General features: G+C 63.8%; 11 protein-coding genes. 8 read left to right on the top strand and 3 right to left on the bottom strand.

Annotated features, from left to right (window positions below; genetic code table 11):
* Window positions 1–37 precede the first annotated feature (37 nt).
* From ACN0YL_RS05425 to recF, 5 genes are all read left to right on the top strand, one after another.
* Window positions 38–814 (top strand): enoyl-CoA hydratase, encoded by a 777-nt coding sequence (locus ACN0YL_RS05425; RefSeq protein ID WP_417467924.1) that lies wholly within the window; start codon window positions 38–40, stop codon window positions 812–814.
* Window positions 815–922: 108 nt separating this feature from the next.
* Window positions 923–1,189 (top strand): 30S ribosomal protein S20, encoded by a 267-nt coding sequence (rpsT, locus tag ACN0YL_RS05430; protein ID WP_417467922.1) that lies wholly within the window; start codon window positions 923–925, stop codon window positions 1,187–1,189.
* 487 nt (window positions 1,190–1,676) lie between these two features.
* On the top strand, window positions 1,677–3,104 hold the full coding sequence (gene dnaA / locus ACN0YL_RS05435) for a chromosomal replication initiator protein DnaA (protein WP_417490289.1): 1,428 nt from the start codon (window positions 1,677–1,679) through the stop codon (window positions 3,102–3,104).
* Between the two features lie 144 nt (window positions 3,105–3,248).
* Window positions 3,249–4,367, top strand: coding sequence for a DNA polymerase III subunit beta (dnaN, locus tag ACN0YL_RS05440; RefSeq protein ID WP_417490290.1), 1,119 nt, complete (start codon window positions 3,249–3,251; stop codon window positions 4,365–4,367).
* Window positions 4,364–5,554 carry a DNA replication/repair protein RecF gene (gene recF / locus ACN0YL_RS05445; RefSeq protein WP_417497301.1) on the top strand — a complete coding sequence of 397 codons (1,191 nt, stop codon included), beginning with the start codon at window positions 4,364–4,366 and terminating at the stop codon, window positions 5,552–5,554. The genes dnaN and recF overlap by 4 nt, the downstream gene beginning before the upstream one ends.
* 105 nt (window positions 5,555–5,659) lie before the next feature.
* Here recF and ACN0YL_RS05450 read toward each other — a convergent pair whose 3' ends face one another.
* A complete protein-coding gene (locus ACN0YL_RS05450; RefSeq protein ID WP_417497302.1) occupies window positions 5,660–6,445 on the bottom strand; it encodes a CPBP family intramembrane glutamic endopeptidase in 786 nt (261 codons plus the stop codon).
* Window positions 6,446–6,610: 165 nt separating this feature from the next.
* Here ACN0YL_RS05450 and ACN0YL_RS05455 point away from each other — a divergent pair, with 165 nt between their 5' ends.
* From ACN0YL_RS05455 to gyrB, 3 genes are all read left to right on the top strand, one after another.
* Window positions 6,611–7,207 carry a TetR/AcrR family transcriptional regulator gene (locus ACN0YL_RS05455; RefSeq protein ID WP_417497303.1) on the top strand — a complete coding sequence of 199 codons (597 nt, stop codon included), beginning with the start codon at window positions 6,611–6,613 and terminating at the stop codon, window positions 7,205–7,207.
* Window positions 7,204–7,827: a LysE family translocator gene (locus ACN0YL_RS05460; protein ID WP_417497304.1), complete on the top strand. Its 624-nt coding sequence runs from the start codon at window positions 7,204–7,206 to the stop codon at window positions 7,825–7,827. The genes ACN0YL_RS05455 and ACN0YL_RS05460 overlap by 4 nt, the downstream gene beginning before the upstream one ends.
* A gap of 63 nt (window positions 7,828–7,890) precedes the next feature.
* The gene (gene gyrB, locus ACN0YL_RS05465; protein WP_417490296.1) at window positions 7,891–10,290 is read left to right on the top strand and encodes a DNA topoisomerase (ATP-hydrolyzing) subunit B; all 2,400 of its coding nucleotides are present in this window, start codon (window positions 7,891–7,893) and stop codon (window positions 10,288–10,290) included.
* A gap of 308 nt (window positions 10,291–10,598) precedes the next feature.
* On the opposite strand, the gene ACN0YL_RS05470 is transcribed toward gyrB, so the two are convergent.
* Together ACN0YL_RS05470 and polA are read right to left on the bottom strand one after the other, a co-directional pair.
* Window positions 10,599–11,444, bottom strand: a complete 846-nt coding sequence (locus tag ACN0YL_RS05470) for a CPBP family intramembrane glutamic endopeptidase (protein WP_417497305.1) — start codon at window positions 11,442–11,444, stop codon at window positions 10,599–10,601.
* A gap of 414 nt (window positions 11,445–11,858) precedes the next feature.
* On the bottom strand, window positions 11,859–14,645 hold the full coding sequence (gene polA, locus ACN0YL_RS05475) for a DNA polymerase I (protein WP_417497306.1): 2,787 nt from the start codon (window positions 14,643–14,645) through the stop codon (window positions 11,859–11,861).
* Between the last annotated feature and the right edge of the window lie 96 nt (window positions 14,646–14,741).

Here is a 14,741-nt window from a genome sequence, read left to right on the forward strand (position 1 = left end):
AGCGCGGAGCTTCCGCGCCGGCATACGGAGCGCCGAAATGGCTTACAAGACGATTCAGGTAAAGACCGAAGGTCGCGTCGGGGTGATCACCTTCTCGCGCCCGGAAGCCCTCAACGCCCTGTGCGATGAGCTCACGACGGAACTTGCGACGGTGCTTGCCGCCTTCGAGAAAGACGCCGGGATTGGCTGTGTCGTCCTGACCGGCTCGAAGAAGGCCTTTGCGGCCGGCGCCGACATCAAGGAGTTACAGGCCCGCGACTTCGTGGGTCTCTACATGCACGACCCCTTTGCCGAGACCTGGGAGTCTGTGGCGCGCTTCCGCAAGCCGATCATTGCTGCCGTGTCGGGTTATGCGCTCGGCGGTGGCTGCGAGATCGCGATGATGTGTGATTTCATCATTGCCTCACAGACGGCCAAGTTCGGCCAGCCAGAGATCAATCTCGGCGTGATGCCCGGGTCGGGCGGCACGCAGCGCCTGCCGCGCGCTGTCGGCAAGGCCAAGGCGATGGATATGTGCCTGACCGGCCGCATGATGGATGCCGAGGAGGCCGAACGCGCTGGCCTGGTGTCGCGCATCGTGCCGGCCGAGGACCTTCTGGATGTGGCCATGGAGGCCGCCGAGGCGATCGCGGTGAAGTCTCTGCCGGTCGCGATGATGACGAAGGAAGCGGTCGACCGTGCCTTCGAGATCGGCCTGACAGAAGGCGTGCGCTTCGAACGCCGGGTGTTCCAGTCGCAATTCGCACTGGAAGATCAAAGCGAGGGCATGGCAGCCTTCGCCGAGAAGCGCGCTGCACATTTCAAGCATCGTTAGTCAAACTGGCGGCAGGGGCAGTTGACGCCCCGGCTTCTAGGGCCTATACGCCGCCGCTCACGGATTTAATCGGGCTCCGGTCCCGGTCGCATGAAGAGGTTAGAACCCATGGCCAATACAAGCTCGGCCAAGAAAATGGTCCGCAAGATCGCGCGCCGCACTGCCGTCAACAAAGCTCGGCGCTCGCGCGTCCGGACCTATGTCAAGAAGGTCGAACTTGCGATCGCCGCTGGCGATCAGGCTGTGGCGAAAGCCGCGCTGGTGACCGCGGAATCAGAAATGATGCGCGCTGTCAGCAAGGGCGTGTTCCACAAGAACACCAGCTCGCGCAAGGTTTCGCGCCTGTCGGCCCGGATCAAGGCGATGGCCGCCTGATCCCGACCACCAGCTGAATGCATTCAATACGCCCGGGACTCGCGTCCCGGGCGTATTTTTTTGGCCCGGACTTCCAGGTCGCGGCGGGGTCGAGGCCTCGCATCTGCGCCCGCTGCTCATATTATATTCCTGATACGGAGCTGTTGCCGGCGCGATTTTCGTGCCAGCCCGGGCCTGTTTCCGGGGGGTGTTTTTGTGGTGATATTGAACCAGCTGACATGGCGAAAACATATCGCATTTGCCAAGCTTCGCTCCGATCACGGATTTCCCGTGTCAAGCGAAGAATCTCAAAATCCGGGCGTTGAATCCTGTTGACCGTTATTACGGAAGGGGTAACCTTTGAGGCTCTGAGGGCGATCAATCCGATACGGATAATATTCCGGTTTCGACACGGCAGGGCGGCGTGTCGATTATGGGGGGATTGTGCCATAATAACAAACACCTAGCTCCCACCTCGACGTGGGGCAAATCACAAGTGTGGCGAGCAATGGCATATAAAAAACTGGCAGTTTCCGACAGCAAGGCAGCGGCATTCGAGACCCAGGCTGCGGCCGAAATTGCAGCCATCTGGCGCGCCGTTCGCGCCCGCCTGCGGGTTGAGCTCGGTGATGCACTTTACTCCCAGGAAATTGCCCGTTTGCGCGTCCGAATGTCCGATGCCGGAATGATCATCATTGTCGCGCCAAGCACGTTCAATCGTGACTGGATCGAGGACCATGCCGGTGCGCGAATTCGCGCAATCTGGGCCGAGCTGGATTCCGTGCGCCGTGACCTGCTCGTGCTCGCCGACGGCGAGGTGGAGCCGCAAGTAGACGTTGTGCGCGAAACCGTTTCCCAGTCAAAGCCTGCCGGGAAGGCTGCCGAACTGCCGGCGAACCGCGACGACGTGATCGAGCCGCGTTTCAGCTTCGACTCCTTCCGCGTCGGTCCGGCCAATGAAGTTGCCGCGGCCGCTGCGCGCAGTATCGTCTCCGCAGCGCGGCCGCCCTTCAATCCGGTTTTCTTCTACGGTGATTACGGCGTCGGCAAGACCCATCTGATGCACGCTGTCGCCAGTGCGGTGACGCACGCCCCCAATAGCCGCAAGGCGCTCTATCTGACCGCCGAGGAATTCCTGTCGGGCTTCGTGACCGCGATGCGGGCGCGCGACACCATCACTTTCAAGGAAACTGTGCGCGGCGTCGACTTCCTGCTGATCGATGATGTGCACTTCATCGCCGGCAAGCCGAAGACCGAGGACGAGTTCCTGCACACGATCGCGGCGCTGATCGCCGAGAACAAGCAGGTCGTGCTGGCCTCACATCGTCCGCCGGCCGAGCTGGCCATCGCCGATGACCGTCTGCGCTCGCTGCTGACCGGCGGCCTGGCCTGCCCGCTGAGCAAGCCGGATCTCGACCTGCGGCGCCAGATTCTCGATTGCAAGATCGCCCAGGCGAAATGCCATTACCCGGTCCTGTCCGTGTCCGAGCCGGTGCGCGATTTCCTCGCTGCCCGCATCACCACCGGGCCGCGCGAGCTGGAAGGCGTGCTCAACAATGTGATTTGCCGTACAGCCCTGCTGGGTCTGCCGGTGACGATGGAGGCGGTCTCGACGGCCCTGCGCGATCTGTCGCTGAGCGCGGAAAAGCGCCTGACGGTTGACGAGATCCAGAAAGCCGTTGCCACGCATTTCGGTGTCACGACGACGGATATCTGCTCCAAGCGCCGCACCCAGAGCGTGGTGCGTCCGCGCCATGTCGCGATGTATCTGGCCAAGACTCTGACCACGCGTTCCCTGCCCGATATCGGGCGCCGCTTTGGTGGCCGTGATCACTCGACGGTGATCCACGCGGTCAACAAGATCACCTCGATGATCGAGTCCGGGGATACGATCGGCCAGGACATTGATTGCCTGACCCGGGAGCTGCGGGACTGATTTCCGCTGGAAAAAGCGTCCGCGGCTGGATAATTCTCTTGCGGTTGTGTTTTTTCATGTATCCTCTTTAACCCACCCTTTTCGGTGCCGGCTGATTTGCCAGCTGGCGCCGGCTCATGAAGACGTCAAAGCGGAACGCGAGATATGAAGCTGACGATCGAGCGCGCTACGCTCCTCAAGGCCCTTGGCCATGTTCAGGCTGTGGTCGAAAAGCGCAATACCATCCCCATTCTGTCGAATGTGCTGATTTCAGCCGGGCCCAATGGCGCGAGTTTTGCCGCGACCGATCTTGATATCGAGATCCTCGAAACCGCCGAGGCGAGCTGCGAGGGTGAAGGCATGGTCACGGCGCCGGCCCACACCCTGTACGACATTACGCGGAAAATTCCTGACGGCGCTGATGTGACGCTGGAAATGAGCGGCGAGGATCCACGGCTGACCCTGAAGGCCGGGCGGTCGAATTTCTCGCTGCCTTCTCTGCCGCCTGGTGATTTCCCGGTCATGCCGACCGAGGACCTCGAGCACAGCTTCTCGCTGCCGGCCGCGGCCCTGGCGCGTCTGATCGACAAGACCCGCTTCGCGATCTCCACCGAGGAAACGCGGTATTATCTCAACGGGATCCATTTCCACGCTGCTGACGAGGCCGGCCGCAAGACCCTGCGGGCTGTTGCGACCGATGGCGTCCGTCTCGCCCTGGCCGAGGTTGATCTGCCGGACGGCGCCGCCGGCATGCCCGGCGTGATCGTGCCGCGCAAGACGGTGCAGGAAATCCGGCGCCTGATCGAGGATGCCAGCGATGATGTCGAGATTTCGGTCTCGGAGGGCAAGATCCGCTTCCGTCTCGGCCGTGCCGTGCTGACTTCGAAGCTGATCGATGGCGCTTTCCCCGACTATGAGCGCGTCATTCCGCGCGGCAATACCCGCATGATGTCGGTCGAGAACAAGCGTTTTGCCGAGGCTGTTGATCGTGTCGCGACCATCTCGATGGAGAAATCGCGCTCGGTGAAGCTTTCACTCGGGCAGGACACGCTGACCCTGGCGGTCAATAATCCCGAGAGCGGGCAGGCCGAGGAAGAACTGGCCGTGTCCTATAGCGATGAAGGTTTCGCGATCGGTTTCAACGCCCGCTACATGCTGGACGTGGCCTCGCAGATCGAGGGTGACCAGGCCCAATTCCACTTCGCCGATGCCGCCTCTCCGGCCTTGGTCACCGATAGCGGTGATCCCGATGCGCTTTACGTGTTGATGCCGCTGCGGGTGTGAGCAAACCGGCCGGCACAGACGAGATGACTTCACCGCCGCCGGTCGTCCCGGCGGCGGTTCGTCGTTTGCGGCTCACCGATTTTCGTTGCTACGCCACCCTCGACCTTGAAGTCGATGCGCGGCCGGTGATCCTGTTCGGCGAGAACGGGTCGGGCAAGACCAATCTGCTTGAAGCCCTGTCTTTCCTGGCGCCGGGGCGCGGCATGCGTTCGGCCGGCGCCGACGGTGTTGCCCGCAAGCAGGACGGCATTGCCGCGGACGCCTGGGCCGTGTTTGCGGAAATCGACACCCATGACGGCCATTTCAGGATCGGTGTCGGTGCCCGCGCCGGCGGCCGGCGCGAAACCCGGATCGATGGCGATCCGGCGCAGCAGGCCGAATTGTCGCGCCTGGTGCCGATGATCTGGCTGACCCCGGCCCAGGACCGGCTGTTCGCTGGACCGCGCGCTGACCGGCTGAAATTTCTCGACCGCCTCGTCTATGCCGCCGATCCGGCCCATGCCGAGGCTGCGACGGCCTATGAGAAGGCCCGGGTGCGGCGGCAAAGATTGCTGGATGACGGGCGCAGCGACCCGGCCTGGATCGCGGCGCTGGAAACCGAGATGGCTGGGCATGGAGTCGCCGTGGCGGCCGCGCGGCTGGAAGCGCTGATCCGGTTGCAGGCCGAAATCGACGCGCGCCCCGAAGGCGCCTTTCCGCAGGCCGATCTGGCGCTGGACGGGGCCGTCGAGGCCGATCTCGCGGCCGGTGCCCCGGCCTCCGAGGCCGAAGATAATTTCGCCCTGGCCCTGCGTGAGGGGCGCGGGCGCGATGGCGCTGTCGGCCGCACGTTGACGCGCGGGCCGCATCGCACCGAGCTCGTGACCCGCCACCGCGACAAGGACCAGCCGGCCGGGGATTGCTCAACCGGTGAGCAGAAGGCGCTGATCCTGACCCTGGCGCTGGCACAGGCACGGGTGCTGGCGGCGCGCAATGCGATTGCGCCGCTGCTGCTGTTCGACGAGGCCTGCGCCCATCTTGACGCATCGCGCCGCGAGGGGTTGGCCCGTGAAATCCTCGCCACGGGATCCCAGGCCTGGCTGACCGGCGTCGAGCGCGTGCTGTTCGAGCCCTTTGCCGGCCAGGCGCAATTCCTGCGGGTCCGCGAGGCGGGCCTGTTCCCCGACGGGGCCGGTGCGACCGCCTGATTGGTCTGGTCACACCAGGGCAGGCATCACCTGTCCCTGCACGAAAGGTCTGGTTCCAACGGGGCGCCGTTCCAACCCCATCCCGACCAGGCTGCCTCGACAAATTCAGGCGACCGCATCCGGCCCTGTGCACCGCGTTTCACTTGCCGCCTCAATCCCGGCTTCGGCATCCGCGCTGGCGAAATGATCGCTGATGCGAAACAGCAGCCCGGCGGCGACATCGACGATGATGTGCAGGGCGATTGCGGGCCAGAGCGAGTCGCCAACGACATAGACCAGGGTGAGAATGGCTGTGATCGGCAAAAGGCCCACCATGCCTTGCGGGCCCTGATAGGCGTGGCCGAGAATGAAGATCGCCGCAGCGAGAATGGCCGCCAGCCAGAGGGGCATAATCAGGGCCAGTACGCCGATCAGGAAGCCGCGGAACAGGACTTCTTCGGTGATGCCGGCAGTGATCGCCAGCCAGATGAAGCGTCCGTGCTCGCGCTGAGTCTCCGGATGGATGAGGCTGTAATCGCCTGACCGGCGCAATTGTTCGCGCAACTTGATCCGCGCCATGCGGGAAAACCGGGCCTCGACCAGTGACGCGACCATATAGGTGCCGATCGCACCGACAACCGCCCAGCTGAGGAGTGTCCGCCAGCCCGCGCCGGGACGCAGGCCAAGTTCCGGCAGCGTTGCGCCCGAGCGGAGCCAGAGGGCCGCGCAGGCGGTGGCGAGCAGCCAGAGCGAGATCAGGGCCTGATTGTAGATCCGCAACCGGGCGTCGGGCCTCGCCGGATCCCGGATCGCTGCCTTGCCGGATTTCTCGGTGAGCGCATTCCACGCCAGCAGCGCCAGGATCAGGCCGACCCCGATGATGTGTTCGATCGCCAGGCTCGAAAAATCCATCTTGCTCATCCTCCCGCAAATTGCGACTTGACCCATCCCGGCCGTCAGTGTCCGATAACATAAACCGGAATGCGAATTCACATTCACATAATAGGCTGAGCGCAGATGAGTCAAGGGGAGAAACCGGCCAGGCAGTCGCGGTCGAGACAGACCCGGGACAAGCTCGTGGCAGCGCTTGAGCATCTGCTGCGCCAGCGCAGCTTCGAGGAGATCTCGATTGCGGACCTCGCCGCCGAGGCCGGCCTGTCGGTCGGCACTGTTTATCGCCGGTTCGAAAACCGCGATGCCCTGATTCCGGTCATTTTCGAGCTCTACGCGGCCCGCGTGAGCGAATTTGCCGCCAGTCCATCGGGGCAACTGGCGCTGGAGCCGGATGCCGGGCTGCGCACCGCTTTGCGGCAAATGGTGTCGCAGGGCTGGGCCTTCCTGACAGCCGAAGCGCATCTGGTGCGCGCGGCGCATCTCCATGCCCGCCTGCGGCCGGATCTCGTCGGCGAGGAGTGGGAGGCCTTTCTCGAAATGGCCGTCGAATCCTCCCGCGCCCTGATCGAGCATTTCAGCGGCGAGGTTTCGATCACCGACCGGCGTCAGGCCGCGCAGATTGTCACCTACCTCCTCAACACCTCGCTGATCGAAAGGGCCCTCTATCCGCAGGACGGCCCGGCCTTCGCGCTGACCATGTCCGACGCGGAATTCACTGCGGCGATGGCTGACGCGATTTACGGCTATCTGACCGTCCCGCCGCTGCAGGCGCCGGCATGACCGCTGAAAACCTCCTCCTGTTTGCGGGCGCATTACTGATCCTGTTCGTGACGCCGGGGCCGGGCATCGCGGCCATGGTGGCGCGCACCCTCGATGCCGGCCCCTGGCATGCGGCGATGTATGGTGTCGGCATCCTGACCGGGGATATTTTCTGGTTCACGCTGGCGGTGACCGGCCTGTCGGCGGTGGCGCAGCAGCTGGAAACCGTGTGGCTGATCGCCAAGCTGGTCGGGGCCGGCTATCTGTTCTGGATGGCGGGCACCGCCTGGTGGAGCGCCTGGACCGGGGCGCGGCCGAAACCGGTGTTTGCGGCGGGCTCGAAACGTGGCTGGGCCGGCACCTATCTCGCCGGTCTGGCGATGCCGCTCTCCAATCCGAAACCGATCATTTTCTACCTCACCCTGGTGCCGGCCTTCATCCCGCTCGAGGCGATCACCCCGCCGGTCTATGCCCTGATGGTGCTGATCATGCTCCTCCTCGCCGTGCCGACGGCCGGGGCCTATATCGGCGCGGCCCACAAGGCGCGCGACTGGCTGAAAACCCCGGCTGTGCGCCGCGGTGCCGACCTGCTGACCGGCACGGTGATGCTGGTGATCGCGATCATCCTGCTGCTGCGCTGACAGAGAGACTCGCGCGTGCGCGCGCGTATGGCCACGGGACTCCGTGTGCGGTACAAACGAGCCATGAGCGAACAACCGAATCACGAGTATGACGCGGAGTCGATCAAGGTCCTCAAGGGTCTCGACGCCGTCCGCAAGCGCCCCGGCATGTATATCGGTGACACCGATGACGGTTCGGGCCTGCACCACATGGTCTATGAAGTCGTCGACAATGCGATCGATGAAGCCCTGGCCGGCCATTGCTCCGAAGTCCTGGTGACGCTGCACGCCGATGGTTCGGCCAGTGTGCGCGATGACGGACGCGGCATCCCGACCGACTTCCACAAGGGCGAGGGCATGTCGGCGGCCCAGGTCATCATGACCCAGCTGCACGCCGGCGGTAAGTTCGACCAGAACTCCTACAAGGTCTCCGGCGGTCTGCACGGGGTGGGCGTTTCGGTCGTCAACGCATTGTCGGTCTGGATGGACCTGACGATCTGGCGCAATGGCAAGGAGCACTATATGCGCTTCCGCCACGGCGTTGCCGATGAAGACCTCAAGGTGACGGGCGATGTCGATCCGGGCAAGACGGGCACGGAAGTGCGCTTCATGCCGTCGGAAGAAACCTTCACCATGACCGAGTTCGATCGCCCGACGCTGCAGCACCGGCTGCGCGAGCTGGCCTTCCTCAATTCGGGCGTCAAGATCACCCTGCGCGATGAGCGTGAGGAGGAGGTCTGGTCCGACACCATGGTCTATGAGGGCGGCGTGGCGGCCTTCGTCTCCCACCTTGATCGCACCAAGACCCCGATCTTCCCCGAGCCGGTCCTGATCCAGGGCGAGCGCGACGGCGTGATGGTCGAGGCGGCGCTGGAGTGGAATGACAGCTATCACGAGAATGTCTTGTGCTTCACCAACAACATCCCGCAGCGCGATGGCGGCACCCACCTGGCCGGCTTCCGCGGTGCGCTGACGCGGATCGTCAACAGCTATGCGGCCTCGTCCGGCCTGGCGGCGAAGGCGAAAATCTCCATCACCGGCGATGATGCCCGCGAAGGCCTGACTTGCGTTCTGTCGGCCAAGGTGCCCGATCCGAAATTCTCCTCCCAGACCAAGGACAAGCTGGTCTCGTCCGAAGTGCGTCCGGCCGTTGAGGGCATTGTCGGCGAAGCGCTGTCGGAATGGTTCGAGGAACATCCGATCGAGGCCAAGCAGATTGTCGCCAAGATCATCGAGGCGGCGGCAGCCCGCGAGGCGGCGCGCAAGGCACGTGAGCTGACGCGGCGCAAATCGGCGCTGGAAATCTCCTCCCTGCCCGGCAAGCTCGCCGATTGCCAGGAGAAGGATCCGGCCAAGTCCGAAATCTTCATCGTCGAGGGTGATTCCGCCGGCGGTTCTGCCAAGCAGGGCCGGCATCGGGGCAATCAGGCCGTGCTGCCGCTGCGGGGCAAGATCCTCAATGTCGAGCGCGCGCGGTTCGACCGCATGCTGGGCTCGGAACAGGTCGGAACCCTGATCACGGCGCTCGGCACCGGTATCGGTCGCGACCAGATCAATTACGACAAGCTGCGCTACCACAAGGTCATCATCATGACCGATGCTGATGTCGACGGCGCGCATATCCGCACGCTTTTGTTGACCTTCTTCTATCGGCAAATGCCCGAGCTGATCGAGCGCGGCCATCTCTATATCGCCCAGCCGCCGCTCTACAAGATCACCAAGGGCCGCTCGGAACGCTATGTCAAAGACCAGGCCGAGATGGATGCCTATCTCGTCGAGGAAGGCACCAGCGAAGCCGATCTGCGGCTGGCCAATGGCGAGGTCATCACCGGCGCCGATCTGGCCGACCGGGTCGGCACAGCGCGGGCCGTGAAGACGTCGGTCGATCGTCTGCTGGCGCGCGCGCCCGGTTTTGCGCTCGAAGCGGCAGCACTGTCCGGCGCCCTGGTTCCCGAACCGACCCCCGAGGCCGTCCAGGCCGCAGCCGAACGTCTCAACGGCTTTGCCGATGAGGGCGAGAACACCTGGGTCGGTGAGCTGAATGCCGAGAACAACCTGGTCTTCACCCGCGATGTCCGCGGTGTCACCGAGACCGTGGTGCTCAATGCGCCGCTGCGCGAAAGCCCCGATGCCCGCCGCCTGTCGGAACGGGCGCTGGCGATTGCCGATGTCTATATCGGCCCGGCGGTCTTCACCTCGAAAGCCGGAACGGTGACGACCTACAGCCCGACGCAATTGGTCGATGCTGTCGTGACCGCCGGCTCCAAGGGCATGAAAGTCCAGCGCTACAAGGGTCTGGGCGAAATGAACCCGGAACAACTCTGGGAAACCACGCTCGATCCGAATGTGCGCAGCCTGCTGCAGGTCTCGGTCACCCATGCCGACACCGCCGACGAGCTTTTCACCAAGCTGATGGGCGATGTCGTCGAACCGCGGCGTGAGTTCATCCAGGAACACGCGCTGGAAGCCGAGGTCGACGCCTGACCCGATCAGGTATTGCCCTAAGGGCCCTTTGAGCATCCCCGGATGTGGCCCTGATGCGGCCTTGTCTGCATCGGGTGTGTCTCTGGTGTGCCCTCCAAAAGCCGCTCAGGGGCAGACCGATTGTCCGCCGCTGGCGGTGAAGCCGTTTCCTTGCAGTGCTTTGCGGGTTTCGCCTGCCGCCCTTGATGGGATGTTCGATTATTCTGGACCTCCGTGAGCCGGATCGGCGGACCCGGGCGCGTGCCGGGTCAGACCGGACCGGGGGTCATTATAGGCGACAGGCCCCGGGAGGTGGATAAGCGCCGCCCCTAAAGCCCCTCCGCCTTCGCCTTGCGCCAGAAGATCACCGCCAGCACCGTGGTCACGGCCGGCATCATCAGCCCGTATTCGCCGGTCCACAGGCTGGTCTGGCCGGTGTCGATGGTGAGCGGGTTGAACAGCTTGTCGAAATAGACATTGTGGGCGGCGTGAAACATCACCGCCGGCCACAGGCTGCCGGACTTGAAGGTGAAATAGGTCATGATCACCGACATGCCGGTAATCATCACGGTGAAGGCCGACATTTGCAGCCAGGCCTCGCCGCCGCCGTAAAACACCACGATCGGCCAGTGCCAGAAGGCCCAGATGACGCCGCTGAACAGGGCGACAGCGCCAAACGGCATCACCTTGCGCAATTCCCAGACGAAGAAGCCGCGCCAGCCAATCTCCTCGCCGACAATCGTGCTCGCCGCGCGGATACAGCCAATCGTGCCGATCAACACCACCATCACGCCGATCAGCACCGGCGTGGAGACGTCCAGCCCGGTCTCGCCAGCCCATTCCGCCAGGGTTTCCGGATTAGGGAAGCCACCCAGTCCGAGCCCCCAGATCAGCCCATAGGCGATCGCGACATAGAGGATCGGCATGGCAAAGGCGCCCAGATTGAAGCGCCATTTCCCCCATCGCCACGGCAGCGAGGACAGCTTGCGCCCCCGGATCGCCAGCGTCGCAAACGCCGCCAGCGCTGGACACCACATCAGCGGCCCGACATAGAGGCTGGTCGGATTGAGATTGACGAGGGCGTAGTGAAAGACGGCGCTCAGGCCGGTGACGATGACCAGGAAAATGGCGATGGTGGTCCAGGCCTTGCGGCGTTCGATGGTGTCAGTGCTCATTTTGCGTGTCCCCGCGCTGATGATCGCAGCGGTTTAGGCGCGGGGGTGGTGGCGCGATACCGGGAAAGTTGGCGGCACCGTCCCGGGTGGGCTTTTCTGGAGAGGTCGCCGCCGCCCCCCTCACCCGCCCCTCGCGGGGCACCCTCTCCCCAGGGAGAGGGAATGTCGCGCTCCGCCCTCCTTCTCCGTGAGGAGAAGGTGCCCGAAGGGCGGATGAGGCGGGTGGTGTAACCGGTTTTCAGAAGACAAACTCCCGTTGTCATCCCCGCCGGACGTCCGGCCTTGAGCCGGACGCAGAGCGGGGATCTACCCGCAATTCCAGCTGGTTTCACGGGTAGGTCCCTGATCTACGCCCCGCATGCGCGGGGCATCCGTCAGGGATGACAACGGTATGTAATTTATGGGTTTAGGTATTCAGTGCGCCTCGCCCCAGGTCTTCCCGGCATTCGCATCCACATCCAGCGGTACGCTGAGCTCCAGTGCCGGCCGGCAGGCCTCGCTCATCACTTTTTTCGCCAGCGCGATCATGTCATCGGCCTGGGCTTCGGGCACTTCGAAGATCAGTTCGTCGTGGACCTGCAGCAGCATGCGGGCGTCGAGTTTGGCGCGGGCGATGGCGTCGGGCATGCGGATCATGGCGCGGCGGATGATGTCGGCGGCGGCGCCCTGTAGCGGGGCGTTGATGGCCTGGCGTTCGGCGAACTGGCGCATATTCGGGTTCTTGTCACTGATGCCGGGGAAGTGGCAGCGGCGGCCGAAAATCGTCTCGACATAGCCGCGGGCTTTCACCTCATCCTTCATCTTGTCCATATAGGCCATGATGCCGGGGAATCTCTCGAAATAGGCGTTGATGAAATTCTTCGCCTCCTCGCGGCTGACATCGATCTGCTTGGCGAGGCCGAAGGCGGAAATGCCGTAGATGACGCCGAAATTGATCGCCTTGGCCTTGCGCCGCACCATCGGGTCCATGCCCTCGATCGGCACGCCAAACACTTCCGACGCCGTCATGGCGTGGATATCGGCGCCATTGCGGAAGGCCTCCTTGAGCGTGTCGACTTCGGCGATTTCGGCCAGCAGGCGCAGCTCGATCTGGGAGTAGTCCGCTGCCACGAGGACATTGCCCGGCTCGGCGATGAAGACCTCGCGGATGCGGCGGCCCTCCTCGGTGCGGATCGGGATGTTTTGCAGATTGGGCTCGTTGGAGGAGAGACGGCCCGTGGTCGTCGCGGCGAGCGAGAAGGAGGTGTGGACGCGGCCGGTCTTGGGATTGATCGCGGCGAACAGCGCGTCGGCATAGGTCGATTTCAGCTTGGCGAATTGGCGGTATTCCAGCAGCGCCACCGGCAGAGCATGGCCCTCGGCGGCGAGATCGTCGAGCATGGCGGCATCGGTCGACCAGGCACCGGTCTTGGTCTTCTTGCCGCCGGGCAGGCCCATCTCGTCAAACAGGATCTCGCCCAATTGCTTGGGGCTGGCGACATTGAATGTGCGCCCCGCCGCTTCATGCGCTGCGGCCTCGGCACCGGCCATTTTCTGCGCAAATTCCGAGGACAGGCGTTTGAGCTGGTCGGGATCGACCTTGATGCCGCAATTTTCCATCGCGGAGAGCACGGCCGGCATCGGCCGTTCCAGGGTCTCGTAGACGGTGGCCTTGTGCTTGGCCACCATGGCCGGCTTGAGAATCTCCCACAGGCGCAAGGTCACATCGGCGTCTTCGGCGGCATATTCCGTCGCCTTGTCGAGCGGCACCTTGTCGAACGAGATCTGGTTCTTGCCGCTGCCGCACACTTCCTTGAAGGGGACGCAGGCATGGCCGAGATGCATTTCGGCGAGCGCGTCCATGCCATGGCCGTGCAGGCCGGCATCCATCACATAGGAGATCAGCATGGTGTCATCGATCGGCGCGACATCGATGCCATAGCGGGTCAGCACGCCGAGATCATATTTGAAATTCTGGCCGATCTTGAGCACCGCCGGGTCTTCGAGCAGCGGTTTCAGCGCCGCCAGAGCCTCATCCATCGGCAATTGTTCCGGCGCCTTGCCGGTGTCGAACATATCGCCGGTCGCGGCCGGGTCGATATGGGCGAGCGGGATATAGCAGGCCTTGCCGGGGGCGAATGCCATCGAGATGCCGACCAGGCCGGCGGCATTGGAGGAGAGCGCATCGGTCTCGGTATCGACGGCGATGACGCCGGCCGTATGGCAGCGTTCGATCCAGTCCCTGAGCTGCGCCATGGTGGTGACGCACTCATATTGCGAGCGGTCGATCGGCGCCGTCGCCGAGCCGGTCTCGTCGGCGGCGGGCCCGCCGAGGGTCTCCTCGACCTTGCGGGTGAAGGTGCGGAATTCCATCGATTTGAGGAAAGTGACCAGCGGCTCCGCATCGGGATCGGTGATGCCGAACTCGTCGAGCTGGGCATTGAGCGGGCTGTCGCAATCGAGGGTGACCAGCTGGCGCGACATGCGGGCATCATCGGCGTGGGCGAGGAGTTTTTCGCGGCGGGCATTCTGCTTGATCTCGCCGGCGCGCTCCAGCAGCGTGTCGAGATCGCCATATTCATTGATCAAGAGCGCCGCCGTCTTGACGCCGATGCCGGGCACGCCGGGCACATTGTCGGCACTGTCGCCGGCCAGGGCCTGGACATCGATCACGCGGTCGGGCCCGACGCCGAATTTCTCGAACACGCCGTCGGCATCGATGCGCTTGTTCTTCATGGTGTCGAGCAGGGTGATCTTGTCGGACACCAGCTGCATCAGATCCTTGTCCGAGGAGACAATCGAGACCCGCGCGCCCTTGGCCTCGGCCTGGCGGGCATAGGTGGCGATGAGATCATCGGCCTCGTAATTCTCGACCTCGACGCAAGGCGCCCCGAAGGCCCGCGTCGCTTCACGGATCAGCGCGAATTGCGGCACCAGGTCTTCCGGCGCCGGCGGACGATGGGCCTTGTAGAGCGGGTAGAGATCATTGCGGAAGGTCTTGCCGGAATAATCGAAAATCACCGCCATATGGGTCGGTTTCTCGCCGTGATTGATGTCTTCCAGCAGCTTCCACAACATGTTGCAAAAGCCCTGCACGGCGCCCACCGGCGTCCCGTCCGAGCGCGTCAGCGGCGGCAGCGCATGATAGGCGCGGAAAATATAGCCCGATCCGTCGATCAGATAGACATGGCTGGAAGCATCGACGGGTCTGTGAACGGCCATGGGAGAATCCTCGGGATATCGGTTTGGCGCAGACTAGCGCGGTGCGCGGCGCAGGTCATGGGGGAGTTGCGGCGGGGGCGGTGCTGGCTTGTCAAA

This window comes from Maricaulis sp. (genome assembly GCF_048269565.1).
Taxonomy (GTDB): Bacteria; Pseudomonadota; Alphaproteobacteria; order Caulobacterales; family Maricaulaceae; genus Maricaulis.